Origin of the sequence: Streptomyces sp. SID12501 (genome assembly GCF_010550245.1) — a bacterium.
Classification (GTDB): domain Bacteria; phylum Actinomycetota; class Actinomycetes; order Streptomycetales; family Streptomycetaceae; genus Streptomyces.
Window position 1 is genome coordinate 124,573 of the sequence record NZ_JAAGLU010000024.1, and the last position, 25,473, is coordinate 150,045.

The window sequence follows — 25,473 nt, forward strand, 5'->3', positions numbered from 1 at the left end:
TCAGTGGGCCCCCGTAGGATGGACACATGGCCAAGACCAGTACGTCGACCCAGGGGCTGCGAGCGGCGATCGAGCGCAGCGGCTACTACCCGGCCCTCGTGGCCGAGGCGGTGGAGGCCGCGATCGGCGGCGACTCCATCCGGTCGTACCTGGTCCACCAGGAGACGACATTCGACGCGAACGAGGTGCGTCGGCACGTGACCGTGCTCGTCCTCACGGGCAACCGTTTCATCGTCAGCCACACCGACGAGCAGGCCGAGGACACCACGTCCCCGACGCCGTACGCCACCACGTCCACGGAATCCGTGAAGCTGGGCCGGATCTCGTCCGTCGTCCTCAGCAGGGTCGTCGCCAACCCGGAGTCGTACACGCCGGGCACGCTGCCCCGCGAGGTCGTCCTGACCATCGGCTGGGGCGCCGTCTCCCGCATCGACCTGGAACCGGCTGCCTGCGGCGACCCCAACTGCGAGGCGGACCACGGCTACACCGGCAGCTCGACGGCGGACGACCTGAGCCTGCGTGTCAGCGAGGCCGGTGACGGCCCGGAGACGGTCCGCCAGGCCCTCGTCTTCGCCCAGGCCCTCTCGGAGGCGACCGCGGACGTCCCCCGCTGATGGCGCAGCCGACCGCCTGGGACTACCCGGAACCACTGGCCGTGTCCTCCGCCCCCGTCCCGCACTACGGCACGGGTTCGCTCGCCGACCTGCTGCCCACCCTGGCCGCCGGCATGGACGTACCGGGCATGTCCCCGATGATCCCGGAGCTGGCACCCGCCGACCGGAACTGCGTGTTCCTGATCGACGGACTGGGCTGGGAGCAGCTCCGGGCCCACCCGGACGAGGCGCCCTTCATGAGTTCGCTCATGAGCAGCTCGCGCGGTGACACGGGCCGCCCGATCACCACCGGCTACCCGGCGACCACCGCGACCTCCCTCGCCTCCGTGGGCACCGGGCTGCCGCCGGGCGCGCACGGCCTGCCCGGCTACACCGTGCGCAATCCGGCCACCGGTGAGCTGATGAACCAGCTGCGCTGGCAGCCGTGGACGGACCCGCGCGCGTGGCAGCCGTACCCCACGGTGTTCCAGCTGGCGCACGCGGCCGGTGTGCACACGGCCCAGGTCTCCTCGCCGACCTTCGAGAACACCCCGCTGACGAAGATCGCGCTCAGTGGCGGAACGTTCCGGGGGAAGCTCTCCGGTGAGGACCGGATGGACCTCGCGGCCGAGCAACTGGCCGCCGGTGACCGTTCATTGGTCTACACGTACTACGCGGAGGTGGACGGCAAGGGCCACCGTTTCGGCGTCGACTCGGACGACTGGCGCGGTCAGCTCATGTATGTCGACCGGCTCGTACAGCGGCTGGCGGAGCAACTCCCGCCGCGTACCGCGCTGTACGTCACCGCCGACCACGGCATGATCGACATCCCGTTCGACGAGCAGCACCGCATGGACTTCGACGAGGACTGGGAACTGCGCGCAGGCGTCGCCCTGCTGGGCGGCGAGGGCCGAGCTCGGCACGTGTACGCGGTGCCGGGCGCCGAGGCCGACGTACTGACCTGCTGGCGCGAGGTGCTCGGCGAGCAGTTCTGGGTCGCCTCGCGCGACGAGGCGATCGCGGCAGGCTGGTTCGGACCCACGGTTGACGAACGCGTGTACGGGCGGATCGGTGACGTGGTCGCGGCGGCCCGGGACGACGTCCTGATCGTCGCCTCCGAGCGGGAGCCGAGGGAGTCGGCGATGGTCGGCAACCACGGTTCGATGACCCCTGCGGAACAGCTGGTCCCGCTCCTGCAAGTACGCTCCTGACGCCCGTTGCCGACCGACAGCCCCTGCCCGGCTCCCCCGCCTTCTTCTCGTCCTCCGCACATCTCGCCGAAAGGTGCTCGACCTCCCATGCCCGAGCTGGTGTTCTTCTCCGGAACGATGGACTGCGGGAAGTCGACGCTGGCGCTCCAGATCGGGCACAACCGGTCGGCCCGGGGGCTGCAGGGTGTGATCTTCACGCGCGACGACCGGGCGGGGGAGGGCAAGCTCTCCTCGCGGCTGGGTCTGGTGACGGAGGCGGTCGAGGCGACCGTGGGCATGGATCTGCACGCCTATCTGGTGGACCAGATGTCCAGGGGCGGCAAGGTCGACTACGTGATCGTGGACGAGGCGCAGTTCCTCGCGCCGCAGCAGATCGACCAGTTGGCGCGGGTGGTGGACGACCTGGGACTGGACGTCTTCGCGTTCGGCATCACCACCGACTTCCGCACGAAGCTCTTCCCGGGCTCCCAGCGGCTGATCGAGCTGGCGGACCGGATCGAGACCCTCCAGGTGGAGGCGATGTGCTGGTGCGGCGCACGGGCCACGCACAACGCGCGGACCGTGGGGGGCGTGATGGTCGTGGAGGGCGAGCAGGTCGTCGTGGGTGACGTGAACCGCCCGGCCGAGGAGATCGGCTACGAGGTGCTGTGCCGACGCCACCACCGGCGCCGTATGACAAGCGCAGCCGCGCACGCCTCCGTCATCTCTCCGGACGTACTGCCGGTCAATTCGGCCTGATCGTTCTCCTGGGCGGTTCTTTCCGGCCGTTCCGATACGATGAAGGTCACAATAACGTATCGGGCATTTCGTGCTTCAACCTTCACCTGAAGCACACAAGTTGGCTAAGTTGACCTCCGAACACCTTCCCAAACCTTCTGTCCGCACCTGACAGTGGGCTGGGGGGACGTACCACGGAAGGAGCTCGTCCCGCATGGCGCCGGAACGAACCCGAGATGATGGGCCGAGCCGTGAGGAGGTCCAGCAACGGATCAACAGCCTCTACGACCAGGCCGAGAGCTTCACCGGGACCTTCAACGCCACCCGCGCGATGAGGCTCGGGATACGCAAGCGCGTCAACCCTGCGCCTGAAACCGCGCGCAGGCGTTCCGATCCCGCCCTTGACGAGGTCGCCCGGCCGTGGTTCGACGTGGGGCGCGCCCAGTTGGGCCCGACCGTGCCGGCCGTGCTGCCGCGCGACAGGAGGCCGGCCCGCTCCCCGGAGGCCCGGCCCACCCGACCCGCGGGCCCCCAGGTCGAGCTGACCGCCCTTCCGGTGCCGGAGTTGACCGCCGGACCTGTGGCCGCGCTGCCGCCCGGGCGCATGGCCGAACTGCCGCCCGCGCCGGTCGCCGAACTGGCCGCCGCACCCATGACCGTGCTGCCGGCCGTGCCCGCGCCGCGCCAGGAAGCTCCCGGGAGCCTGAACGCGCTTTCGGCCGAGCCCAGTTGGTTCCCGACGCCTGCCCAGGGCGCCGCTCCGCTCCCAGTCGTCCCCCTGCCCGTCGAGGATGCCTGGCGCCTGCCCAACCCCGTGGAACAAGCTCGCCCGCAGCACGCCGAGGAGTGGCAACTGCCCCAGCCGGCCGGCCTGGGCGCGGACGCGTTCCTCGACGCGGGCACACCCGTCTACGCGGGCACGCTCCGCGACGGGGACTACGCCCTTGTCACCGAACTCCCCCTGGTCACCGAACCGTTCCCCGTCGCCGACCCCTTCCCCGCGACGGACACGCCCTACGGGACGCAGACGCCCCCGCACGGCACGCCGTCCTACGGAACGCACACGCCGCCCCACGGCATGCAGACGGCCTACGGAACGCAGACGCCGCCCCACGGCACGCAGACCTCCTACGCCACGGGGACCCACTACTTCGGTGCCGAGTCATTTCCCGGTGCCGGGACCGGCGCGAGTGTCGGCACCGGCCTCGCGTTGGGCGTGGAGCCCGGCGCGAAGGCCGCGAAGGCGGCCGCCTTCGCCCGTGCGCAGATCGGCAGACCGTGTGTCTGGGGCGCTGTCGGGCCGGGGTCGTACGACAACGCCGGTCTCATCCAGGCGGCTTGGAAGGCCGCCGGGGTCGCTCTCCCGCGTTCCATGTACGAACAGGCGAGCGCCGGTATGGCGATCAATGTCGCCGACGTCCGGCCAGGTGACCTCGTCTTCTTCCACGGCGACGCGGGCCAGGTCGGCCATGTGGGCATCTTCGTCGGCGACGGAATGATGATGCACGCGCCGAGTCCGGGATCGAGAGTGCGCGAGGACTCGATCTTCGCGGCCGGCGAGACCGCGATCCACAGCGTCCTGCGGCCCGCGTAGGCGCCCTTCCAGGGGGCCGTCAGTGGGCCCCCTGGATCAGCGAGAACATCGCCCCCTCCGGGTCCGTCACCGTCGCCACGCGGCCGTGTGCGCTGTCGTGCGGGGGTTCGACGACGTGGCCGCCCAGGTCCACCAGGCGGGTGGCCGCCGCGTCCGTGTCGGCGACCTCGAAGTACGTCATCCAGTGCGGGCCCCGGTCGCGGGGCAGGAAGTTGCCCACCCCGTGGATGCCGGCGACCGGGTGGCCCCCGACGTGCAGGGTGACGTAGTCGAAGTCCGCCGACACCACGGGCTCCTCCTCGTAGCCGAAGACGGTCTTGTAGAACTTGGCGACGCTCGACGAGTCGCGCGTCACCAGCTCGTTCCAGGCGGGGGTGCCGGGGACGCCGGTGATGCCGATGCCCAGATGGGCGGCGGTCTGCCAGATGCCGAACACCGCGCCCATCGGGTCGGAGGCGATCGCCAGCCGGCCCGCCTCGGCCGCGTCCAGGGGGCCCACGCCCACGGTGCCGCCCGAGTGCCGGACCATCTCCGCCGTGACGTCCACGTCGTCCGAGGCGAGGTACGGCGTCCAGGCGACGGGGAGGTGGCGGTCCGGTGGCAGCTGGCCGATGCCGGCCACCTCCTGGCCGTCGAGCAGGGCCCGTACGTACCAGCCGAGCTGCTGCGGGCCCGGCTCGAACTCCCAGCCGAACAGCTCCCCGTAGAAGTCCTGGGTCGCTGTCATGCCGTGCACCATCAGGCTCACCCAGCAGGGTGTGCCGGGCGCGTGCCGGGCCGGCGCTTCGCTGTTCCGGTCGGCCGACTCCCGTGCCTCGGTCATCGTCACTCTCTCCTCGACCCCTCGCGGTGGCCGTGTCACTTCCGCTGTCCGCCGCGTCGGCGGACCTGCCGCATGCCGTCGTACGGCGTGCTCCGTTGCGTACGCCGGTCGTGCCGTACTGCGTTGTCGCGTGCCCGCACGTTCCGTGCCGATGCTCGCACCACCCGCGGTACCGCGCGCCCGGGCCGCGCCGACCCCGCACGTCCTCGTCCTGAGGGTGCCCGACCCGGTGTTTCCCGCCCGTTTCCGCGCAATTGCCGCAAGGTGTCCGTCAGTTGTACAGCATGTGCCCGATCCCGTACGCCGCGTGATCGAACCTGTCCGGCGGGACAGTAGCCCGCCCTGGCCGCCGCGGCCACCCCGTGGGTAAGGATGGAGCCATGAACGCCATCATCTCCGCACCCGAACTCGTGAACGAGCTGGCCGGTTCCAGCCCGCCGGTCCTGCTCGACGTCCGCTGGCAGCTGAGCATGCCCACCGCGGGCGGCGCGGCGCCCTTCGACGGGCGCGCCGAGTACACCGCCGGGCACCTTCCCGGCGCGGTCTTCGTCGACCTGGACAGGGAACTCGCCTCTGCGGCGGGACCGGCCGGGCGGCATCCGCTGCCCGACCCGGAGGTGTTCGGCGCCGCCATGCGCCGCGCTGGTGTCTCGTCCGGAGTCCCGGTCGTCGTGTACGACGGCGGACAGGGCTGGGCGGCGGCCCGCGCCTGGTGGTTGCTGCGCTGGACGGGTCACCCGGACGTGCGGGTCCTCGACGGCGGGTTGCCGTCCTGGGAGGGAGAGCTCGACACGGACGTACGGGTGCCCGCCGAGGGCGACTTCACACCGGTGCCGGGAGCGGTCGGGCTGCTCGACGCGGACGGGGCCGCCGCGCTGGCCCGCTCCGGGCTGCTGCTCGACGCGCGCGCGGGGGAGCGTTACCGGGGCGAGGCCGAGCCCGTCGACCGGGTCGGCGGACACATCCCGGGCGCGGTCTCGGCGCCCACGAACGAGAACGTGGCCGCGGACGGACGGTTCCTGCCCGCGGACGAGCTGACGGCCCGTTTCAAGACCCTGGGCGCGGCGGACACCACCGCGGTGGGCGTGTACTGCGGATCGGGCGTCTCGGGCGCCCACGAGGTCCTGGCCCTGGCGGTCGCGGGCATTCCGGCCGCGCTGTACGTCGGCTCGTGGTCGGAATGGTCGGGGGATGCGGCGCGGCCGGTGGCCGTGGGGCCCGACCCGCAGTAGCGCAGTAGTTCGGCGGGCAGCCGGAGCGTGCGGCCGAACGGGGGGCGTGATCGACTGTGGGGGCCGCATCCGACGGACGCGGCCCCCACAGTCGTACGAGTAACCCGGACGGGTGACTACTCCTTGTTCTTCCGGCGTGTGCCGAACACGATCTCGTCCCAGCTCGGTACCGCCGCTCTGCGGCCGGGACGGACGCCGTCCGCCTCGGCCTGGCGGTCGGTGGCGCCGACCAGCCGGTCGCGGTGGGCGCCGACCGAGCGGGGCATGAGCACGTCCGCGTACGCGGAACCGGCCGAGGCCGCGGGAGCCGGGGGCTCCTCCAGCTCGGGCTCGGGTGCCGGTTCCTCCGGGGCTTCCGTGGAGGAGGGCCGTTCCGGCACGACCATGTCGCCGCGGAAACTCGGTACCGCTTCCAGGAGGCTGGTCAGCGAGTCGCGCTCACTCGCGCTCACGCCCTCCTCGGTGAGCTCGGACGTCGGCGCGGGCAGCATCGGCCGGTCGCGAGGCAGCCGAGCGATGCGCGGTACGAACGGGAAGCTGGGTTCGGGCGCCGCGAGGTCGTCCGAATCGCCGATCAGCGAGCGGGCTTCCTCGTCGACGGCCTGTACGAGCCGCCGGGGCGGGTCGTACGTCCAGCTCGCCGAGTGCGGTTCGCCGGCCACCAGGTAGACCAGGAGGACTTCCCAGGTGCCGTCGTCGCGGCGCCAGGAGTCCCACTGGACGGTCTCCTTGTCGGCGCCACGGATCGTCAGCCGCTCCTGCACGGCCTCGCCGAGCTGTGGACCGGCGTTCTCACCGGGCCGACGGACCGGAGTCTTCCGGGCCCGCTCGGCCATGAAGGCTCGTTCGGCCAGCACGGGGCCCTCGAAGCGGCGTACGCGGTCCACCGGAATCCCGGCGAGCTGCGCCACCTCTTCCGCGGACGCGCCGGCACGTATGCGTGCCTGGATGTCGCGGGGGCGGAGATGACTCTCCACCTCGATCTCGATCTGGCCGAGGCGGGGACGGTCGCCGCGTACGGCGGCGCGCAGACGCTCATCGATCGGAAGCGTGTACTCCGTGCTGTCCGCAGCCTTCAGCACCAGCCGTGTGCCGTCGTTAGAGACGGCCACGACACGCAGTTCGGGCATGGGGACCTCCCGGGTGGTGCCTGCCGACGTCACGTGCGTCGCTGCTTCCGCTAGTCGAGTGTGGCCTGCCCGGGTGCAGCCTGCCACAACCTTGCCGAGTTGCCCGGCGTGTCGGGCAGGGGCCCGAGATCGCCGTTATGCCACGGTTATCTATTCGCAACGCTAAGTGACAAACTCCGTCACCCTGTGCAACGGGACCCCTCTTGGCCGTCCTGGAAGGCCCTGGACGCCCAGGCGGGAGACCGGACCCAGGGCTCGCAACAGTACTCCATTTGGGCCACGTGCGTGGATTGGCACGCCACCCAATTCCAGCCGGAGAGTGCGAGTTGGCCGTTCCCCCGCCGGTTCCGTGACCTCGGACGCAGCACAGTTCACGTAAACATCGGAAACGGAACCAATTGCCTCGCTACGCGCCGAGAACCCGCCGCAAGTAGTCGTTCTGGAACAGGCGTTCAGGGTCGAGCCGGTCCCGCAGGGCGGTGAACTCCCCGAAGCGGGGGTAGACCCCCGCGAAGTACTCGGCGTCCCGCGTGTGCACCTTGCCCCAGTGGGGTCGTCCCTCGTGCGCCCTGAAGATGCGCTCGGCGGCGGTGAAGTACGCCTGGTAGGGCGTCCCGCGGAACATGTGGACGGCGACGTAGGCGCTGTCGCGGCCCGAGGCCGTGGAGAGCGTGATGTCGTCCGCGGGGGCCGTGCGCACCTCCACCGGGAAGCTGATCCGCATGTCCGACCGGTCGACCATCGCCTTGAGTTCGCGCAGCGTCGCCACCAGGGCCTCGCGCGAAACGGCGTACTCCATCTCCACGAAGCGCACCCGGCGCGGCGATGTGTAGACCTTGTACGGGATGTCGGTGTAGGTCCGCGCGGACAGGGCCTTGCTGGAGATCCGGGCGATAGTCGGGATCGTGGCGGGCACCGTGCGACCGACCAGCTGGGCCGCCTGGAAGACGCCGTTGGAGAGGAACTCGTCCTCGATCCAGCCGCTGATCCGGCTGACCGGCTTCTCGGGGCCCGCGCTGCGGTTGTTGCGCTTGGTGTTGGTGTTGCCGGTGTGCGGGAACCAGTAGAACTCGAAGTGCTCGTTCTCGGCCCAGAGTTCATCGAAGGCGCTGGTGACCTTGTCGAAGGTCATCGGCTCCTCGCGGGCGGTGAGCAGGAAGAGGGGCTCCACGGCGAAGGTGATCGCCGTGATGATCCCCAGGGCGCCGATGCCGACCCGGGCCGCCGCGAAGACCTCCGGATTCTCCTTCTCGGAGCAGACGAGCAGCGAACCGTCCGCCGTCACCAGCTCAAGTGCCTTGATCTGGGCGGCTATCGAGCCCGACTCGCGGCCCGTGCCGTGTGTGCCGGTGCTGGTGGCGCCCGAGACCGTCTGCTCCATGATGTCGCCCATGTTCGTGAGCGACAGACCCTCGCGGGCGAGGGCCAGGTTGAGTCTCTTGAGCGGAGTGCCAGCCTCGACCGTGACCGTCATGTTCTCCCGGTCAACATTGCGGATGCCGGTCAACAGTTGAGGGCGGATCAACACCCCGTCCGTGGCCGCGGCCGCCGTGAAGGAGTGCCCGGTACCTACGGCCTTCACCTTCAGGCCGTCCGCGGCTGCCTTTCGTACGGCCTCGGACAGTTCCTCCACGGAAGCGGGCGTGACCTCCCGGGCGGGCCGGGCGGTGACGTTGCCCGCCCAGTTACGCCACGTGCCGCTCTTGCCGCTCACTGTGCTGTTCAACGGTGCCTCCCCGACATGGAGCCGGTCTGTTCAGCCGGCGGTACCCGAGGAAACCGACCGCGACCGCGACGGCCCCGGACGCCACCGGAACCCCGTACCCGGCGCTCGCACCGGCGGCGTCGATGACCCAGCCGGACACGGAGGATCCGAGCGCGACGCCGACCGCGAGCCCGGTGCTCACCCAGGTCATGCCCTCGGTCAGTTGCGCGCGTGGTACGTGCTGTTCGATGAGGGACATCGTCGTGATCATCGTCGGAGCGATGGACAGACCCGCAACGAACAGCGCCACGGCCAGAGACGGCAAGTTTCCGACCAGTAGGAGGGGGATCATACTCACGGCCATCGCACATACGCCCAGCAGCCACCGACGTTCCGGGGCTCCCGGGAGGTGCAGCAGCCCGAACACGACTCCCGCCGAGCAGGAGCCCGCCGCGTAGAGGGCCAGCACGATGCTCGCGGCGCCCTTGTGCCCTCGTTCCTCGGCGAAGGCGACGGTGACCACGTCGACAGCCCCGAAGATCGCCCCGGTCGCCGCGAAAGTGACCACCAGGACCTGGAGACCGGGGGAGCGCAGCGCCGAACCGCTCCTGTGCTGCGTGAGGGGATGCGGCTTCGGCTCGGTGTCGCGCTGGGACGTCAGCCAGAAGACGCCGACGGCCAGGAAACAGGCGGCGAGCAGCGGTCCCGCCTCCGGGAACCACGCCGTGGACAGCCCGATCGAGATGATCGGCCCGAAGATGAAGCAGACCTCGTCCACCACGGACTCGAAGGAGTACGCGGTGTGCAGTTGCGGGGTGTCCCGGTAGACGGCCGCCCAGCGCGCCCGGGTCATCGCGCCGACGCTCGGTACGCAGCCGATGCCGGCGCTGCACACGAACAGCACCAGGTCCGGCCACCCGAAGTGCGCGGCGAGCAGCAGCCCGGCCGAGGCCAGCAGGGCGCAGAGCGTCGCGGGACGCAGCACGCGGCGCTGCCCGTACCGGTCGACCAGGCGCGAGATCTGCGGGCCCACCACCGCGGCGGCCAGGGCGACGGTCGCCGCGAGGGCGCCCGCGAGCCCGTACCGGCCGGTGAGCTGGGAGACCATCGTGACCACGCCGATGCCCATCATCGACATCGGCATCCGGCCGAGGAACCCCGCGGCGGTGAAGCGCCTGGAGCCGGGGGCGGCGAACAGGGCGCGGTAGGGGCTGGGCACGGCAGTCTCCGGTCGATCCGGTAAGGCGTGAAGGAAGCCGTTACAGCTTACGAGTTAGGTGACCCTAATGCACGGGCGGGGACGGGCCGGGATCCCGGCTGTCAGAGGGTGGTGGCAGGATCGGAATCATGCGAGACGCGCTCGACGCCACCCCCTACGACGCCCTGCTCCTGCTTTCCTTCGGCGGCCCCGAGGGCCCGGACGACGTGGTTCCGTTCCTGGAGAACGTGACACGTGGGCGGGGTATCCCCAAGGAACGCCTCAAGGAAGTCGGACAGCACTACTTCCTGTTCGGCGGGGTCAGCCCGATCAACGACCAGAACCGCGCCCTTCTGGACGCCCTGCGCAAGGACTTCGCCGATCACGGTCTGGAGCTGCCTGTCTACTGGGGCAACCGCAACTGGGCCCCGTATCTGACCGACACCCTGCGCGAGATGGTCCAGGACGGCAGACGCCGCATCCTCGTCCTCGCCACCAGCGCGTACGCCTCTTACTCGGGCTGCCGTCAGTACCGCGAGAACCTCGCGGACTCCCTGGCCGCCCTGGAGGCCGAGGGCCTCGACCTGCCCGAGGTCGACAAGCTGCGGCACTACTTCAACCACCCGGGCTTCCTGGAGCCCATGACCGAGGGCGTGCTCACCTCCCTCGCAGACCTCCCCGAGGACGTCAGGGACGGCGCGCACCTCGCCTTCTCGACCCACTCCATCCCGACCGCGTCCGCCGACACCTCCGGGCCCGTCGAGGACCACGGGGACGGCGGGGCGTACGTGAAGCAGCACCTGGACACCGCGCGGCTGATCGCGGACGCGGTGCGTGAGCGGACCGGCGTCGACCACCCCTGGCGGCTCGTCTACCAGTCGCGTTCCGGAGCACCGCACATCCCGTGGCTGGAGCCCGACATCTGCGATCACGTCGAGGAGCTGCACGGCGCCGGTGTCCCGGCCGTCGTGATCGCACCGATCGGGTTCGTGTCGGACCACATGGAGGTCCTGTACGACCTCGACACGGAGGCCAGGGCGAAGGCGGAGGAGCTGGGCCTGCCCATGCGCCGTTCCGCGACGGTGGGCGCCGACCCGCGCTTCGCCGCCGCGATCCGTGAACTCGTCCTGGAGCGCGCGGCCACCGAGAGCGGGCAGGACATCACGCCGTGCGCCCTGGGCACGCTCGGCGCGAGCCACAACCTGTGCCCCGTGGGCTGCTGCCCGTCCCGTGCCCCCAGGCCCGCAGCCGCGGGCGCCGACAGCCCGTACGCGTGAGGACCCCTGTGAGCGACCCCTTGCTGCCCGAACTGCTCCGGCTCGCCCAGGAGGCGGCGCGCCGCGCGGGAGAGCTCCTGCGGGACGGACGGCCGGCCGACCTCGCGGTCGCCGCCACCAAGTCCAGCCCCATCGACGTCGTCACGGAGATGGACATCGCGGCGGAGAAGCTGATCACCGACGTGATCTCCGACCACCGCCCGGACGACGGTTTCCTCGGCGAGGAGGGTGCCTCCAGAGAGGGCAGCAGCGGCATCCGCTGGGTCATCGACCCGCTCGACGGCACGGTCAACTACCTGTACGGGCTGCCTACTTGGTCCGTCTCCATCGCGGCCGAGCAGGAAGGGGAACGCATCGTCGGCGTGGTGGCTGTGCCCATGCGTGGTGAGACCTTCCACGCCGTGCTCGGCGGAGGAGCCTGGGCCTCCGGCGCCTGGGAGGGCGTTCGCCGGCTCGCCGTCCGCCCGGCTCCGCCCCTGGACCAGGCCCTGGTGTCGACGGGCTTCAACTACGTCGCCGAGGTCAAGGCCCATCAGGCCGAGGTGGCCCGGCGACTGATCCCGTTGCTGCGTGACATCCGGCGTGGCGGCTCTGCGGCGGTCGACCTGTGCGACGTGGCGGCAGGTCGCCTGGACGGCTACTACGAGCGCGGTCTCAACGCCTGGGACGTCGCCGCGGGCGACCTGATCGCCCGAGAGGCGGGCGCGCTGACCGGTGGACGCCCCGGAGAGCGCCCGTCACGCGATCTGACGGTCGCGGGCACCCCCGGCGTCTTCGAACCCCTCCAGCGCCTCCTGGAGGACTTCGGCGCCTGGCACGACTGACGAGCGAAAAGGAGGAGGCCCCGGCACTGGATCGATGCCGGGGCTCCTCTTTTTCTCTCTTACGGACTGATCAGACGCTGGCCGCGCCGACCTCCACGCCATGTTCGGCGGCGAGGCGGCGCAGTTCGTCGAGGTCGGCCTCTTCCACCTCGACGAGGAAGTCGTCGCCCTCGTCGCGAGCCCGTGTCAGGTCGGTCTCAGTCGCCCTTATGCGCTGCAGAAGTCCTGCGGTGAATGCGTCCATGCTGCGCCCCCTCGTCCTGGGTCGTGGGTCGACGGCACGGGGGTGTGCCGTTCGGAAGGGGCGATCACGTCTCCAACTGGATGCCCGGCGTTGCCCTGCCGGGCGGCCACGGTGCCGGACACCCACGCCCGCTCCGCGGAAAGCGGTTCGTTGTACCACTAGGTGTCATGGCACACGCAGAGCGTGATCGCGGGGTGTAAAGCCGTCCTCCCCGCGCTCCCCGGAGAGGAAACCTCCGCCCGCCAAGATTTCTTCCGCCCGCTGTCGGCAGGAGCGACTCCGGTCGGCCGGGAAGGAGCCCCGCAGTGATCGTCCGGAGGCCCCTTACAACCGGTTTACGGCCCAAAGCGGCAGGATGGAGGCCTGACCGCTGGAAAAGTTTCCGCCAACGTGCCGTCCCGGCCCGCGGGCGACCCCGAGGAAGGACAAACGACGTGCGCGTACTCGTCGTCGAGGACGAGCAACTGCTCGCCGATGCGGTGGCCACCGGACTGCGCCGGGAGGCCATGGCCGTCGACGTCGTGTACGACGGCGCGGCGGCCCTGGAACGCATCGGGGTCAACGACTACGACGTGGTCGTCCTCGACCGGGACCTCCCGTTGGTGCACGGCGACGACGTCTGCCGCAAGATCGTCGAACTCGGCATGGCCACGCGCGTGCTGATGCTCACGGCTTCCGGGGATGTCAGCGACCGTGTCGAGGGGCTGGAGATCGGCGCCGACGACTACCTCCCCAAGCCCTTCGCCTTCAGTGAGCTGACGGCACGCGTGCGTGCCCTCGGCCGGCGTACGAGCCTGCCGCTGCCGCCCGTCCTGGAGCGTGCCGGGATCAAGCTCGACCCGAACCGCCGAGAGGTCTTCCGTGACGGCAAGGAAGTCCAGCTCGCGCCCAAGGAGTTCGCCGTCCTGGAGGTGCTGCTGCGCAGCGAGGGCGCGGTCGTCTCCGCCGAGCAGCTCCTGGAGAAGGCCTGGGACGAGAACACCGACCCGTTCACCAACGTCGTCCGGGTGACCGTGATGACCTTGCGCCGCAAGCTGGGTGAGCCGCCGGTGATCGTCACCGTGCCGGGTTCCGGCTACCGGATCTGATCTCCGATGACCACGACACCCGCGCCCCCGCAGGCGCCTCCGAAGCCCACCTGGGACCCGAGGAAGCCTCAGCAGCTGCCATTGCCCTGGCTGCGCCCGACCATCCGCATACGCCTCACGCTGCTGTACGGCGGCATGTTCCTGATCGCGGGCATCCTGCTGCTGTCGATCATCTACCTGCTGGCCGCCCAGGCCATCCGTGAGGGCAGTGGCAGCCAGTCCTTCCAGATCAACGGCAGCGGCGTCAGCATCACCAGTGACACCTGCCCGGCGCTGAACGTCGCGACCAACGACCAGCAGCGCAGCGCCGCGCTCAAGGCGTGCTACGACGCCCTGCGCCAGCACGCCCTGGACGGACTGCTCAGCCGCTCCCTGCTCACGCTGCTGGGTCTCGCAGTGATCGCCTTCGCCTTCGGCTACGCCATGGCAGGCCGGGTTCTGACCCCGCTCGGCCGGATCACCCGGACCGCCCGTGCGGTGGCCGGCTCGGACCTGTCCCGTCGGATCGAGCTGGACGGACCCGACGACGAGCTGAAGGAGCTGGCGGACACCCTCGACGACATGCTGGAGCGTCTCCAGCGGGCCTTCACCGCCCAGCAGCGGTTCGTCGGCAACGCCTCGCACGAGCTGCGAACGCCGCTGGCGATCAACCGCACGCTTCTGGAGGTGCACCTGTCCGACCCGGCGGCGCCGCCGGAACTCCAGCAGCTCGGCAAGACACTGCTGGCCACCAACGAGCGCAGTGAGCAGCTCGTCGAGGGCCTGCTGTTGCTCGCCCGCAGCGACAACCAGATCATCGAGCGAAAGCCGGTGGACCTCGCCGAGGTCGCCGAGCAGGCCGTCGACCAGACGCATGCCGAGGCCGAGGCCAAGGGCGTCGAGTTCCGCGGGAAGCGCGATCCCGCGGTCGTCCAGGGCAACGGCGTACTGCTGGAGCGGATCGCGCTGAACCTCGTGCAGAACGCGGTGCGGTACAACGTGCCGGAGGACGGCTGGGTCGAGGTGGCCACGGCGGTTCAGCACGGGCAGGCGGTGCTGCTTGTCTCGAACACGGGTCCCGTGGTCCCGGCGTACGAGATCGACAACCTCTTCGAGCCCTTCAGGCGGCTGCGTACGGAGCGAACGGGCAGTGACAAGGGTGTGGGCCTCGGACTGTCGATCGCACGCTCTGTGGCGCGCGCTCACGGCGGCCACATCTCGGCCGTGCCGCGTGAGGGAGGTGGACTCGTGATGCGAGTCGCCCTGCCGATCTGAGATCATGTCGCCGACACGCGAGGATGTTCGCTTTGCGCGGAATTTCCGGGGTACCCTCCCGGCGACCTCGTGTGTGATCGATCACAAGGGCGAATTTACGGCCATCCACTCTCCGTGATTGCACAAGTCGTCGTAAGGCCCGGTAGATACGGGTTTTCGGGGGTCTTGATCACGGGAAGTACACGGTGGGGGCCTTTGAAGTATGGCATTCGGACCGTGTACGGTCCCGATCGCCATCCATGCCGATCTCTCTCAGAGGGGCCGGTTGGGTGTCGATTGAGTAACAGACCTTGATGTGAGGCAAAATCTCCGCCTCAGGTCGGGCACAAGTCCGGCCTCTCACGCGTTACCTGCGCTGAGACACCGCAGACACCCAGAGGGGGAGAGCGCGACATGGCAACGGATTACGACACCCCACGCAAGACCGACGACGACGTTGACTCGGACAGTCTTGAAGAACTGAAGGCCAGGAGGAACGACAAGTCGACTTCCTCCGTCGACGTCGACGAGTTCGAGGCCGCCGAGGGCCTCGAACTGCCCGGAGCGGACCTCTCGAACGAGGAGTTGGCCGTCCGGGTGCTGCCCAAGCAGCAGGATGAGTTCACTTGCATGACCTGCTTCCTGGTGCACCACCGCAGTCAGCTGGCCCGCGAGAAGAACGGTCAGCCCGTCTGCCGCGACTGCGACTGAGGAAGGGTCGGCCGTGACTGGCTCGACCCCACCTTGGAAGCGCCGCTTCCCCCTGCGGGGAGCGGACCAGGGGCCGCAGGACGGCCCCGGTGTGCGTGACGACGAGCGGGGCTCATCCGATACAGGATCGGCCTCGCTCGAACCGGCCGCCAGGCCGGCCGACCACGGGGATTACCTCCCGGTGCCGGCCGAGCCTTCCGCACCCGTCACCGGACGGGTGGCCACGATCCGGGAGAAGGCCAGGCAAGGCGTCCGCAAGGGCGGCAGCCGCGCAAGGGCGGGCCTGGCTTACCTCACCGACCGGATCATCGAGAACGCCCCGCGCATCCCCGTACGCGACCTCGCCACTCTCCGTCGGCAGTTCCCCGGTCTCGGTCCGGAGCAGCTCGCGGACAAGCTCGTCGCGGGCGCCGCGAGTGCGACGGGAGCCGTCGGCGCGGGCATCGGGGCGGCGGCGATGCTGCCGGTGCCACCGGCCATGCCGACCGAGCTGGCCGCCGAGATCACAGGTGTGGCAGCGATCGAGCTGAAAATGATCGCGGAACTGCACGAGGTCTACGGCGTACGGCCTCCGGGCAGCCTGAAACAGCGCAGTACCGCGTACCTGAACTCGTGGTCGGGTGAGCGCGGGATCGACGTGACGAAGCCGTCGACGATCAACTCGGCCCTCGGGGGCCAGATGAAGCGTGAACTGCGCCAGCAGATCATGAAGCGGATGATCCGGGACCTGCCCAACCTGATGCCGTTCATGGTGGGCGCCGCCGTCGGCGCGGTCATGAACCGGCGCGACACCAGAAAACTCGCGGACCGCATCCGCAAGGACCTGCGTACGTTCCAGGTCCCCTGGGACCAGCTCCCGGAACTGCCCCCGCTCGAGCCGCCCACGGACGCGCTGAGCCTCGGGGACGGGCCGAAGGAACTCGGGAAGTAGGGGCCTCGAGGGGCGCGCGACCCTGGACACAGGTGCGGCGGGCAAGTCTTTGCCCGCCGCCGAAGAAGAATTTGCCGATGCGCGCCGAGCCGCCGCTCCGGCCGGTTCAGCCCGCGTCGCGCACAGCCGCCCGCGCCGACTCCAGTGCCGCCACCAGCTGTTCCGGCTCCCGCGTCGACAGGTACAGATACGGGGTGGGGTCCTTCGGGTCCGTGACCTGGACGCGCAGCGCCGTCGGGATGTACGAGCGCAGAAGCATGAAGGCGCGGGTGTCCGCCTTGTAGGTGCGCCAGGCGCGCGCCTCCTGCGCGTCCAGGATCTCCGTCTCGCCCAGGGCCGCCACCGGGATCCTCGCCTCGCCCGCGATCAACGCGTCCCCCACGACCCGGATCCGGATCGAGCCGTACGAACTCGCCGCCACCGCGGCCACCGCGGTGCCGCCCACCAGGCCGCCGAGCAGGGGCAGGGTGCCGAACGGGAGCAGGATCAGGGCGAAGGAGACGCCGACCAGGAACGAGATCAGCCACCAGGAGCGGGGGGCCGTGAGGCGTTCTTCGTACGGGGAGGCCGAAAGCTGCATGGAGCCAAGCTTGGCATGGTGTCGGTCCATGGCCGACTCGCGGGTAAGGTCTGCGGCTGTGAGTGGTACTTCCGCAGCTCTGAAGCCCCCCGCCGACGCAGTGGCGCCCGTGCGGCACCCCGACGCGCCCGCGCCCGGAGAGCTCCTCGGTGCCCACTACGAACAGTGTTTCGGATGCGGCGGTGAACAGGCCCACGGGCTGCACCTCGCCGCCCGGGCCGGCGACGGTGTCACGGTCACCGCCGAGTTCACCGTGCGGGAGGCCCACCAGGGCGCCCCGGGGCTCGCCCACGGCGGCGTCCTCGCCAGCGCGCTGGACGAGACGCTCGGCTCGCTGAACTGGCTGCTGCGCACCATCGCAGTGACCGGACGGCTGGAGACCGAGTTCGTCCGGCCCGTGCCCGTCGGCACCCTGCTGTACCTGGAGGCCGAGGTCACCGCGGTGGCCCGGCGCAAGATCTACTCGACCGCCACCGGACGCATCGGCGGCCCCGACGGGCCCGTCGCGGTGCGCGCCGAGGCCCTCTTCATCGAGGTCAAGGTCGAGCACTTCATCGACAACGGCCGCCCGGAGGAGATCCAGGCGGCCATGAGCGACCCGGACCAGGTCCGGCGCGCCCGCGCATTCGAGGTGAACCCGTGAGCCCCGCACCCATGGGCCGTGAGCCCCTGGACGTACTCATCCGCCGCGTCGATCCGGACGTACCGCTTCCGGCGTACGCGCAGCCGGGTGACGCCGGAGCCGACCTGCGGACCACGCAGGAATGCGAACTGGCGCCCGGGGAACGGGCTGTTCTGCCCACCGGGGTGTCTGTCGCGCTCCCGGACGGGTACGCGGCCTTCGTGCACCCTCGTTCGGGCCTCGCGGCCCGGTGCGGTGTCGCTCTGGTGAATGCCCCGGGGACGGTTGATGCCGGGTACCGTGGGGAGATCAAGGTGATCGTGGTGAATCTCGACCCGCACGAACCCGTGCGATTCGAGCGCTTCGACAGGATTGCCCAACTGGTCGTCCAGCAGGTCGAGAAGGTCCACTTCCGGGAGGTCGCGGAACTTCCAGGCTCGGCGCGGGCCGAGGGGGGCTTCGGGTCCACCGGCGGTCACGCCTCGGTGGGCGGTCCGAGCGGTCACAGCGGTCAGGCCGCAGCAGGCGGCACAACGGGTGGGAATCGATACGCTTCGGTCGTAGCCGACCGGGAAGGACAGTGACGTGTTCGGACGTCGCAAGAAGAAGGGTGCCGCCGAGGACGCGGCCGGCGAGGCCGAGCAGGTCGTCGACAGCGTCGATACCGAGGCGGACGAAGCGGCGGGCAGCCGTGCGCGCGTCCGGCTGGAGCCGGAGCCGCGTCCCGACGGGCCCTGGGACGACACCGAGGTGCGCGAGCCCGGCGAGGGCCGGGTGGACCTGGGCGGACTCTTCGTGCCCGGGGTCGACGGCATGGAGCTGCGGGTCGAGGTCGCGGGCGACGCGATCGTCGCGGCGACCGTCGTGCTGCGCGACAGCGCCGTGCAGCTCCAGGCCTTCGCCGCACCCAAGCGCGAGGGCATCTGGGGCGAGGTGCGCGAGGAGATCGCCACCGGTATCACCCAGCAGGGTGGCATCGTCGACGAGGTCGAGGGGCCGCTGGGCTGGGAGCTGCGGGCGCAGGTGCCGGTGCAACTGCCGGACGGCACGGGCGGTTTCCAGGTCGTGCGGTTCGTCGGTGTGGACGGTCCGCGGTGGTTCCTGCGAGGGGTCATCTCCGGGCAGGGCGCCGTGCAGCCGCAGGCCGCCGGTCTGCTGGAGCAGATCTTCAGGGACACGGTCGTCGTCCGTGGAGAGGGGCCGATGGCGCCCCGCGACCCGATCGTCCTGAAGCTGCCGAACGACGCGCAGATGGTGCCCGAGGGCGTGTCGCAGGTCGAGGAAGAGGCGGGTTCCCGCTTCGGTGGCGGCATGGGCCAGCTGCAGCGCGGACCGGAGATCACCGAGGTTCGCTAGCCGCGTCACTTTTCACGGCACGGGCCGCACTCCTCACCGAGGAGTGCGGTCCGTGTTCCGTTCGCCGGTGCGTCAGGGTTGCGTCAAGGACCTGCCTCGGCCTGCTTCTCGTCCCTTTTGTCGACATTGTTGGACGTAAGGTCGACGCTGCGCAATCAGTGGGCACGGGAAGACAATGAGGCCATGGGACGCGGCAAGCTTCGGATCTACCTCGGTGCGGCACCGGGCGTCGGCAAGACGTACGCGATGCTGTCCGAGGCGCACCGCCGTGTCGAGCGCGGGACGGACTGCGTGGTGGCCTTCGTGGAGCACCACGGCCGGCCGCGCACGGAGGTGATGCTGCACGGGCTGGAGCAGATCCCGCGCAAGGATCTGACCTACCGCGGATCCGTGTTCACCGAGATGGACGTGGACGCCGTGCTCGCCCGTCGCCCGCAGATCGCCCTGGTGGACGAACTGCCGCACACCAACATTCCCGGCTCGCGCAACACCAAGCGCTGGCAGGACGTGGAGGAGCTGCTGGCCGCGGGTATCGACGTGATCTCGACTGTCAACATTCAACATCTTGAGTCGTTGGGTGATGTGGTTGAGTCGATCACTGGTGTACGTCAACAGGAGACCGTCCCCGACGAGGTGGTCCGGCGTGCGGATCAGATCGAGCTGGTCGACATGTCCCCGCAGGCGCTGCGGCGACGGATGGCTCACGGCAACATCTACAAGTCGGACAAGGTCGACGCGGCTCTCGCCAACTACTTCCGGCCGGGGAACCTGACCGCGCTGCGGGAGCTGGCCCTTCTGTGGGTGGCGGACCGGGTCGACGAGTACCTGACCGAGTACCGCAGCGAGCACCAGGTCTCCAGGATCTGGGGCTCTCGCGAGCGGATCGTCGTCGGACTGACCGGCGGGCCCGAGGGCCGCACGCTGATCCGGCGGGCCGCGCGGCTCGCGGAGAAGGGCGCCGGCGGCGAGGTGATGGCCGTCTACGTCGCCCGCAGCGACGGTCTGACCAACGCCTCGCCGAAGGAGCTCGCCGTCCAGCGCACGTTGGCCGAAGACCTTGGCGGAACGTTTCACCATGTGGTCGGGGACGACGTCCCGGTGGCGCTGCTGGACTTCGCGCGGGGCGTGAACGCCACCCAGATCGTGCTGGGCGTCTCCCGGCGCAAGACCTGGCAGTACGTCTTCGGGCCCGGGGTCGGCGCGACCGTGGCCCGGGACTCGGGGCCCGACCTCGACGTCCATCTGATCACCCACGACGAGGCGGGCAAGGGCCGCGGGCTGCCCGTGGCCCGGGGGGCCAGGCTCGGGCGGGCGCGGATCGTGTGGGGCTGGCTGGTCGGCGTGGCCGGGCCGGTGTTCCTCGCGCTGCTGCTGAACGCCGTCGACCTCGGCCTCGCCAACGACATGCTGCTGTTCCTGGCGCTCACGGTCGCGGCGGCCCTGCTCGGCGGCCTCTACCCGGCGCTGGCCTCGGCGGCCGTCGGCTCGATGCTGCTGAACTACTTCTACACGCCGCCGTACCACCGGCTGACCATCGCCGATCCGAAGAACATCGTCGCCCTCGTGATCTTCTTCGGGGTCGCCGTGTCGGTGGCGTCCGTGGTGGATCTGGCCGCGCGGCGCACGCATCTGGCGGCCCGGCTGCGGGCGGAGTCGGAGATCCTCTCCTTCCTCGCGGGCAGTGTCCTGCGCGGCGAGACCAGCCTGGAGGCCCTTCTCGACCGGGTCCGGGAGACCTTCGGAATGGAGTCCGTGGCCCTGCTGGAGCGGGCCTCCGACGTCGATCCGTGGACCTGTGCGGGCAGTGTCGGCACCCGGCAGGCGGTGGAGCGGCCGGAGGACGCGGACGTGGACATGCCGGTCGGCGACCACATGGCGCTCGCGCTGTCCGGCCGGGTGCTGCCCGCCGCCGACCGGCGTGTGCTGGCCGCGTTCGCCGCCCAGGCGGCCGTGGTGCTGGACCGACGGCGCCTCCAGTCCCAGGCCGACCAGGCCCGTACCCTCGCCGAGGGCAACCGGATCCGCACGGCTCTGCTCGCCGCCGTCAGCCATGACCTTCGTACGCCGCTGGCCGGGATCAAGGCGGCGGTCTCGTCGCTGCGGTCGGACGACGTGGCCTGGTCCGAGGAGGACCAGGCCGAACTGCTGGCCGGCATCGAGGACGGCGCCGACCGGCTCGACCACCTCGTGGGCAACCTGCTCGACATGTCCCGGCTCCAGACCGGCACCGTCACGCCGTTGATCAGGGAGATCGACCTCGACGAGGTGGTGCCGATGGCGCTGGGGGGCGTACCCGAGGACAGTGTCGAGCTGGACATTCCCGAGACCCTGCCGATGGTCGCTGTCGACCCCGGGCTGCTGGAGCGGTCGGTGGCCAACCTGGTCGAGAACGCCGTCAAGTACAGCCCGGACGGGGAGACGGTGCTGGTGGCCGCCAGTGCCATCGCCGAGCGGGTGGAGGTGCGGGTGGTGGACCGGGGGCCGGGCGTGCCGGACGAGGCGAAGGACCGCATTTTCGAGCCCTTCCAGCGGTACGGTGACGCTCCGCGCGGGGCCGGGGTGGGGCTGGGGCTCGCGGTGGCCCGGGGGTTCGCCGAGGCGATGGGCGGCACCCTGCGGGCCGAGGACACGCCTGGGGGCGGCCTGAGCATGGTGCTCACGGTACGGGCGGCGACGGCGGGCGCGGGGGACGAGTTCCTGTGGCGTGGCGGGGCGGGGGCCGTGGAAGTGGGAACAGAAGTGTCAGCGGAGTCGGCAGTGGCGGCAGAGTCGGAAAGGCAGGTTTCATGACCCGGGTGCTGGTGGTCGAGGACGAGCCGCAGATCGTGCGTGCACTCGTGATCAACCTCAGGGCACGGAAGTACGAGGTCGACGCGGCCCACGACGGTGCCACCGCCCTCGAACTCGCCGCCGCGCGCCATCCCGACGTGGTCGTGCTCGACCTGGGACTGCCCGACATGGACGGCGTCGAGGTGATCAAGGGGCTCCGGGGATGGACGCGGGTGCCCATCCTGGTGCTGTCGGCCCGGCACTCTTCCGACGAGAAGGTCGAGGCGCTCGACGCGGGCGCCGACGACTACGTCACCAAGCCCTTCGGCATGGACGAACTGCTGGCCCGGCTGCGGGCCGCCGTCCGCCGGGCCGAGCCCACCGGGAGCGCCGAGGACGACGTCATGGTCGAGACCGACGAGTTCACCGTCGACCTGGCCGCGAAAAAGGTCCACCGCGACGGGCGTGACGTACGGCTGACGCCCACGGAGTGGCATCTGCTGGAGGTGCTCGTGCGCAACACGGGACGGCTGGTCAGCCAGAGACAGCTGCTTCAGGAGGTCTGGGGGCCGTCGTACGGGACGGAGACCAACTATCTGCGTGTGTACATGGCGCAGCTGCGGCGCAAGCTGGAGGCGGATCCCTCGCATCCGAAGCACTTCATCACCGAACCCGGCATGGGGTACCGGTTCGAGCGGTAGGGCCGTCCCCAGGGAGGCATGGTCCCGGGGTACGTCGGTGTCGGTGGGCGCCGGTAGGCTTCAGGTATGAGTGCTGTTCCTCGTTCCGAGAAGCCGGTGGGCCGGTTCCGGCGCATGCTCGACCGGCTCTCCTCGTCGCAGGAGGACCTGGAGTCCGAGGAGCTGTGCGAGGACACCGAGACCGCGGGCTGTACGCGTATCGGTGACTGCCACGACCGACAGATAGTGACGGTTACTGGTACCTTGCGCACGGTCACGCTACGGCCGAGGGCGGGGGTTCCGGCCCTGGAGGCCGAGCTCTTCGACGGTTCGGCCGCGCTGGACGTGGTGTGGCTCGGCAGGCGTTCCATCGTCGGGATAGAGCCGGGGCGCAAGCTGATCGCGTCGGGGCGGATCTCGATGAGCCGGGGCCGCCGTGTGCTGTTCAATCCGAAATACGAACTGAGACCCCTCGGACGGGAGTAGCCGGTGACGTCGCTCGACAAGCCGACCGAAGACGCCCAGCACGATTCCAGGGCGGTGACCGAGGCCGCGCTCTTCGAGGCGTTCGGCGGTCTGCGCGGCATGATCGAGACGGTCCTGCCGGGGCTGCTCTTCGTCACGATCTACACGATCAACAAGGACCTGCACTCGTCGGCCATCGCGGCCCTCGGTGTCTCGGTGCTGCTGGTCGTGGTGCGCCTCGTCATGAAGGACACCGTCAAGCACGCCTTCAGTGGTGTGTTCGGTGTCGCCTTCGGTGTCGTCTTCGCGATGATGACGGGCAATGCCAAGGACTTCTACCTGCCCGGCATGCTCTACACGCTGGGGCTGTCGCTGGCGTACATCATCACGACGCTGTTCGGTGTTCCGCTGCTCGGGCTGATCCTCGGCCCGGTCTTCAAGGAGAACCTCTCCTGGCGTACGCGGAATCCGGGGCGCAAGAAGGCGTACGCGAAGGCCAGTTGGGCGTGGGGGCTGATTCTGCTCGCCAAGTGCGCGATCCTCTTCCCGCTGTACTGGTGGGCGGACACGGCGTCGCTCGGGTGGGTGCTGGTGGCGTTGAAGATTCCGCCTTTCCTGCTGGCCGTGTGGCTCACGTGGGTGTTCCTGGCGAAGGCGCCCGCGCCGATCGATGTGTTCGCTGAGATGGAGGCGGAGGAGCGGGCGGCTGAGGAGCGGAAGGCCGCGGCTTCTTCTTCCGAGTAGGTTCCGGGTAGGGGGAGTGGAGGGCGGGCGTCGGGGTGTTTCGCCCCCGCCGCCCTTACCCGTCCCATCCCCAGGGGCTCTGCCCCTTCGACCCCGCTGGGGCTGCGCCCCAGATCCCCCTTCGGCCTGGACGGCCTCGTCCTCAAGCTCCCCCAGAGGGGGACCCCCGGACGGGCTGAAACAATCAGCTCGGGGCTTCCTCCTTGCGTACCGACAGGAGGTCCTCCAGTTCTTCCTCCCTGGCCTGGGCGGCTACGAACAGGAGTTCGTCGCCGGCTTCCAGGGAGTCCTCCCGGGTCGGGGTCAGGACCCGGGAGCCGCGGATGATCGTCACCAGGGACGTGTCGTCCGGCCACTCCACGTCGCCGACCTGGGTGCCGGCCAGCGCCGACTCCGGGGGGAGCGTCAGTTCGACCAGGTTCGCGTCGCCGTGGCTGAAGCGGAGCAGGCGAACCAGGTCGCCGACGCTCACCGCCTCCTCGACCAGGGCCGACATCAGGCGGGGGGTGGAGACCGCCACGTCCACGCCCCAGGCCTCGGTGAACAGCCACTCGTTCTTCGGGTTGTTGACGCGGGCGACGACGCGCGGAACGCCGTACTCCGTCTTCGCGAGCAGGGAAACGACCAGGTTCACCTTGTCGTCGCCCGTCGCGGCGATCACGACGTTGCAGCGCTGCAACGCCGCCTCGTCCAGCGAGGTGATCTCGCAGGCGTCGGCCAGCAGCCACTCCGCCTGGGGGACTCGTTCGACCGAGATGGCCGTGGGGGCCTTGTCGATCAGCAGGATCTCGTGGCCGTTCTCCAGCAGCTCGCCCGCGATCGAGCGGCCGACGGCACCGGCACCGGCAATGGCGACCCTCATCAGTGACCGGCCTCCTCTTCAGGGCCCTCGGCGAAGGACGCCTCGACCTTCTCGACGTGGTCCGTACGCATCATCACGTGCACCAGGTCGCCCTCCTGCAGCACCGTCTGCGAGGTGGGCAGAACCGCCTCGCCCAGGCGGGTGAGGAAGGCGACACGCACGCCGGTCTCGTCCTGCATCTTGCTGATCTTGTGGCCCACCCAGGCCGACGACGCGTGCACCTCGGCCAGCTGGACGCCACCCGTGGGATCGCGCCACAGCGGCTCCGCCCCGGACGGCAGCAGCCTGCGCAGCATCTGGTCGGCCGTCCAGCGGACCGTGGCGACGGTCGGGATGCCCAGGCGCTGGTAGACCTCGGCGCGGCGGGGGTCGTAGATGCGGGCCGCGACGTTCTCGATGCCGAACATCTCGCGGGCCACCCGGGCGGCGATGATGTTCGAGTTGTCACCGCTGGAGACGGCTGCGAACGCGCTGGCGTCCTCGATGCCCGCCTCGCGCAGGGTGTCCTGGTCGAAGCCGACCCCGGTGACACGACGGCCGCCGAACCCGGAGCCCAGTCGTCGGAAGGCGGTGGGGTCCTGGTCGATCACGGCGACCGTGTGCCCCTGTTGCTCCAGGGTCTGCGCGAGAGCGGAACCCACTCTGCCGCAGCCCATGATGACGATGTGCACGACCGTCCTTCCGATCCGATGTCGAAGCCCGCCGTTGTCGACTTGGCTTGAACAGGGTCTCAGACCCCCGCCCAAGCTATACACGCACGGTGGGCGCGGGGCACTCCCGTGTGCACTCCGTGTGTACCTGTGGGCCGCCTACCTGCGGCTGATGCTGCGCACGCTGGCCACGGTCAGCAGCACGAGGACGACGAGTGCGAGAGCGGCGCCGAT

At 70.1% G+C, this 25,473-nt stretch carries 26 protein-coding genes; 18 read left to right on the top strand and 8 right to left on the bottom strand.

All coding sequences use genetic code 11. The features are described from left to right. Nucleotides 1-26 precede the first annotated feature (26 nt). From G3I71_RS27520 to G3I71_RS50400, 4 genes are all read left to right on the top strand, one after another. Complete coding sequence (locus G3I71_RS27520) at nucleotides 27-614, top strand: DUF5998 family protein (RefSeq protein ID WP_164318423.1); 588 nt, start codon at nucleotides 27-29, stop codon at nucleotides 612-614. Then, nucleotides 614-1,804, top strand: a complete 1,191-nt coding sequence (locus G3I71_RS27525) for an alkaline phosphatase family protein (protein WP_164318425.1) — start codon at nucleotides 614-616, stop codon at nucleotides 1,802-1,804. The genes G3I71_RS27520 and G3I71_RS27525 overlap by 1 nt, the downstream gene beginning before the upstream one ends. An 87-nt stretch (nucleotides 1,805-1,891) precedes the next feature. Beyond that, nucleotides 1,892-2,542: a thymidine kinase gene (locus G3I71_RS27530; RefSeq protein ID WP_164318427.1), complete on the top strand. Its 651-nt coding sequence runs from the start codon at nucleotides 1,892-1,894 to the stop codon at nucleotides 2,540-2,542. Between the two features lie 193 nt (nucleotides 2,543-2,735). Next, complete coding sequence (locus tag G3I71_RS50400) at nucleotides 2,736-4,115, top strand: C40 family peptidase (RefSeq protein WP_239149389.1); 1,380 nt, start codon at nucleotides 2,736-2,738, stop codon at nucleotides 4,113-4,115. Nucleotides 4,116-4,134: 19 nt separating this feature from the next. Here the strand turns inward: G3I71_RS50400 and G3I71_RS27540 are convergent, their stop codons facing one another. Further along, entirely contained in the window at nucleotides 4,135-4,938 is an 804-nt protein-coding gene (locus G3I71_RS27540) for a VOC family protein (protein ID WP_164318429.1), read from the bottom strand. 380 nt (nucleotides 4,939-5,318) lie between these two features. Between G3I71_RS27540 and G3I71_RS27545 the strand changes: the two genes are divergently transcribed. After that, nucleotides 5,319-6,170 (top strand): sulfurtransferase, encoded by an 852-nt coding sequence (locus G3I71_RS27545; RefSeq protein ID WP_164318431.1) that lies wholly within the window; start codon nucleotides 5,319-5,321, stop codon nucleotides 6,168-6,170. Nucleotides 6,171-6,286: 116 nt separating this feature from the next. On the opposite strand, the gene sepH is transcribed toward G3I71_RS27545, so the two are convergent. The 3 genes from sepH to G3I71_RS27560 form a co-directional block, all read right to left on the bottom strand. Continuing rightward, complete coding sequence (gene sepH, locus G3I71_RS27550) at nucleotides 6,287-7,300, bottom strand: septation protein SepH (RefSeq protein WP_164318433.1); 1,014 nt, start codon at nucleotides 7,298-7,300, stop codon at nucleotides 6,287-6,289. Between the two features lie 406 nt (nucleotides 7,301-7,706). Further along, nucleotides 7,707-9,026, bottom strand: a complete 1,320-nt coding sequence (locus tag G3I71_RS27555) for a D-arabinono-1,4-lactone oxidase (RefSeq protein ID WP_164318435.1) — start codon at nucleotides 9,024-9,026, stop codon at nucleotides 7,707-7,709. Continuing rightward, the gene (locus tag G3I71_RS27560) at nucleotides 8,986-10,224 is read right to left on the bottom strand and encodes an MFS transporter (protein ID WP_164318437.1); all 1,239 of its coding nucleotides are present in this window, start codon (nucleotides 10,222-10,224) and stop codon (nucleotides 8,986-8,988) included. The genes G3I71_RS27555 and G3I71_RS27560 overlap by 41 nt, the downstream gene beginning before the upstream one ends. Nucleotides 10,225-10,352: 128 nt before the next feature. Here G3I71_RS27560 and G3I71_RS27565 point away from each other — a divergent pair, with 128 nt between their 5' ends. Continuing rightward, nucleotides 10,353-11,480, top strand: coding sequence for a ferrochelatase (locus tag G3I71_RS27565; protein ID WP_164318439.1), 1,128 nt, complete (start codon nucleotides 10,353-10,355; stop codon nucleotides 11,478-11,480). Between the two features lie 8 nt (nucleotides 11,481-11,488). Continuing rightward, complete coding sequence (locus G3I71_RS27570; protein WP_164318441.1) at nucleotides 11,489-12,304, top strand: inositol monophosphatase family protein; 816 nt, start codon at nucleotides 11,489-11,491, stop codon at nucleotides 12,302-12,304. Nucleotides 12,305-12,374: 70 nt separating this feature from the next. Here G3I71_RS27570 and G3I71_RS50405 read toward each other — a convergent pair whose 3' ends face one another. Further along, nucleotides 12,375-12,548 carry a hypothetical protein gene (locus G3I71_RS50405; RefSeq protein WP_203690325.1) on the bottom strand — a complete coding sequence of 58 codons (174 nt, stop codon included), beginning with the start codon at nucleotides 12,546-12,548 and terminating at the stop codon, nucleotides 12,375-12,377. Between the two features lie 434 nt (nucleotides 12,549-12,982). On the opposite strand from G3I71_RS50405, the gene G3I71_RS27575 reads away from it, so the two are divergent. The 4 genes from G3I71_RS27575 (at nucleotide 12,983) to G3I71_RS27590 (ending at nucleotide 16,511) form a co-directional block, all read left to right on the top strand. Continuing rightward, the gene (locus G3I71_RS27575; protein WP_164318443.1) at nucleotides 12,983-13,636 is read left to right on the top strand and encodes a response regulator transcription factor; all 654 of its coding nucleotides are present in this window, start codon (nucleotides 12,983-12,985) and stop codon (nucleotides 13,634-13,636) included. Between the two features lie 6 nt (nucleotides 13,637-13,642). Then, the gene (locus G3I71_RS27580; protein ID WP_164318445.1) at nucleotides 13,643-14,890 is read left to right on the top strand and encodes a HAMP domain-containing sensor histidine kinase; all 1,248 of its coding nucleotides are present in this window, start codon (nucleotides 13,643-13,645) and stop codon (nucleotides 14,888-14,890) included. A gap of 393 nt (nucleotides 14,891-15,283) precedes the next feature. Beyond that, nucleotides 15,284-15,580 carry a DUF4193 domain-containing protein gene (locus G3I71_RS27585; RefSeq protein WP_164318448.1) on the top strand — a complete coding sequence of 99 codons (297 nt, stop codon included), beginning with the start codon at nucleotides 15,284-15,286 and terminating at the stop codon, nucleotides 15,578-15,580. 13 nt (nucleotides 15,581-15,593) lie between these two features. Continuing rightward, complete coding sequence (locus G3I71_RS27590; RefSeq protein ID WP_164318450.1) at nucleotides 15,594-16,511, top strand: hypothetical protein; 918 nt, start codon at nucleotides 15,594-15,596, stop codon at nucleotides 16,509-16,511. Nucleotides 16,512-16,617: 106 nt separating this feature from the next. Here G3I71_RS27590 and G3I71_RS27595 read toward each other — a convergent pair whose 3' ends face one another. Further along, nucleotides 16,618-17,091 (bottom strand): DUF3093 domain-containing protein, encoded by a 474-nt coding sequence (locus G3I71_RS27595; protein ID WP_164318452.1) that lies wholly within the window; start codon nucleotides 17,089-17,091, stop codon nucleotides 16,618-16,620. A 58-nt stretch (nucleotides 17,092-17,149) separates the two neighbouring features. On the opposite strand from G3I71_RS27595, the gene G3I71_RS27600 reads away from it, so the two are divergent. The 7 genes from G3I71_RS27600 (at nucleotide 17,150) to G3I71_RS27630 (ending at nucleotide 23,727) form a co-directional block, all read left to right on the top strand. Next, nucleotides 17,150-17,734: a PaaI family thioesterase gene (locus G3I71_RS27600; RefSeq protein ID WP_164318455.1), complete on the top strand. Its 585-nt coding sequence runs from the start codon at nucleotides 17,150-17,152 to the stop codon at nucleotides 17,732-17,734. An 11-nt stretch (nucleotides 17,735-17,745) separates the two neighbouring features. After that, nucleotides 17,746-18,297, top strand: a complete 552-nt coding sequence (dut, locus tag G3I71_RS27605; protein WP_164318524.1) for a dUTP diphosphatase — start codon at nucleotides 17,746-17,748, stop codon at nucleotides 18,295-18,297. Between the two features lies 1 nt (nucleotide 18,298). After that, nucleotides 18,299-19,069: a DUF3710 domain-containing protein gene (locus G3I71_RS27610; RefSeq protein WP_164318457.1), complete on the top strand. Its 771-nt coding sequence runs from the start codon at nucleotides 18,299-18,301 to the stop codon at nucleotides 19,067-19,069. A 183-nt stretch (nucleotides 19,070-19,252) separates the two neighbouring features. Next, complete coding sequence (locus G3I71_RS27615; RefSeq protein ID WP_164318460.1) at nucleotides 19,253-21,859, top strand: sensor histidine kinase KdpD; 2,607 nt, start codon at nucleotides 19,253-19,255, stop codon at nucleotides 21,857-21,859. Beyond that, nucleotides 21,856-22,539, top strand: a complete 684-nt coding sequence (locus G3I71_RS27620) for a response regulator (RefSeq protein WP_164318462.1) — start codon at nucleotides 21,856-21,858, stop codon at nucleotides 22,537-22,539. The genes G3I71_RS27615 and G3I71_RS27620 overlap by 4 nt, the downstream gene beginning before the upstream one ends. Before the next feature lie 66 nt (nucleotides 22,540-22,605). Continuing rightward, nucleotides 22,606-23,004: an OB-fold nucleic acid binding domain-containing protein gene (locus tag G3I71_RS27625; protein ID WP_164318464.1), complete on the top strand. Its 399-nt coding sequence runs from the start codon at nucleotides 22,606-22,608 to the stop codon at nucleotides 23,002-23,004. A gap of 3 nt (nucleotides 23,005-23,007) precedes the next feature. Next, on the top strand, nucleotides 23,008-23,727 hold the full coding sequence (locus tag G3I71_RS27630; RefSeq protein WP_164318466.1) for a DUF3159 domain-containing protein: 720 nt from the start codon (nucleotides 23,008-23,010) through the stop codon (nucleotides 23,725-23,727). 184 nt (nucleotides 23,728-23,911) lie between these two features. Here G3I71_RS27630 and G3I71_RS27635 read toward each other — a convergent pair whose 3' ends face one another. Next, nucleotides 23,912-24,589, bottom strand: a complete 678-nt coding sequence (locus G3I71_RS27635) for a TrkA family potassium uptake protein (RefSeq protein ID WP_164318468.1) — start codon at nucleotides 24,587-24,589, stop codon at nucleotides 23,912-23,914. Further along, entirely contained in the window at nucleotides 24,589-25,260 is a 672-nt protein-coding gene (locus G3I71_RS27640) for a TrkA family potassium uptake protein (RefSeq protein ID WP_164318470.1), read from the bottom strand. Before G3I71_RS27640 ends, G3I71_RS27635 begins: the two co-directional genes overlap by 1 nt. Between the last annotated feature and the right edge of the window lie 213 nt (nucleotides 25,261-25,473).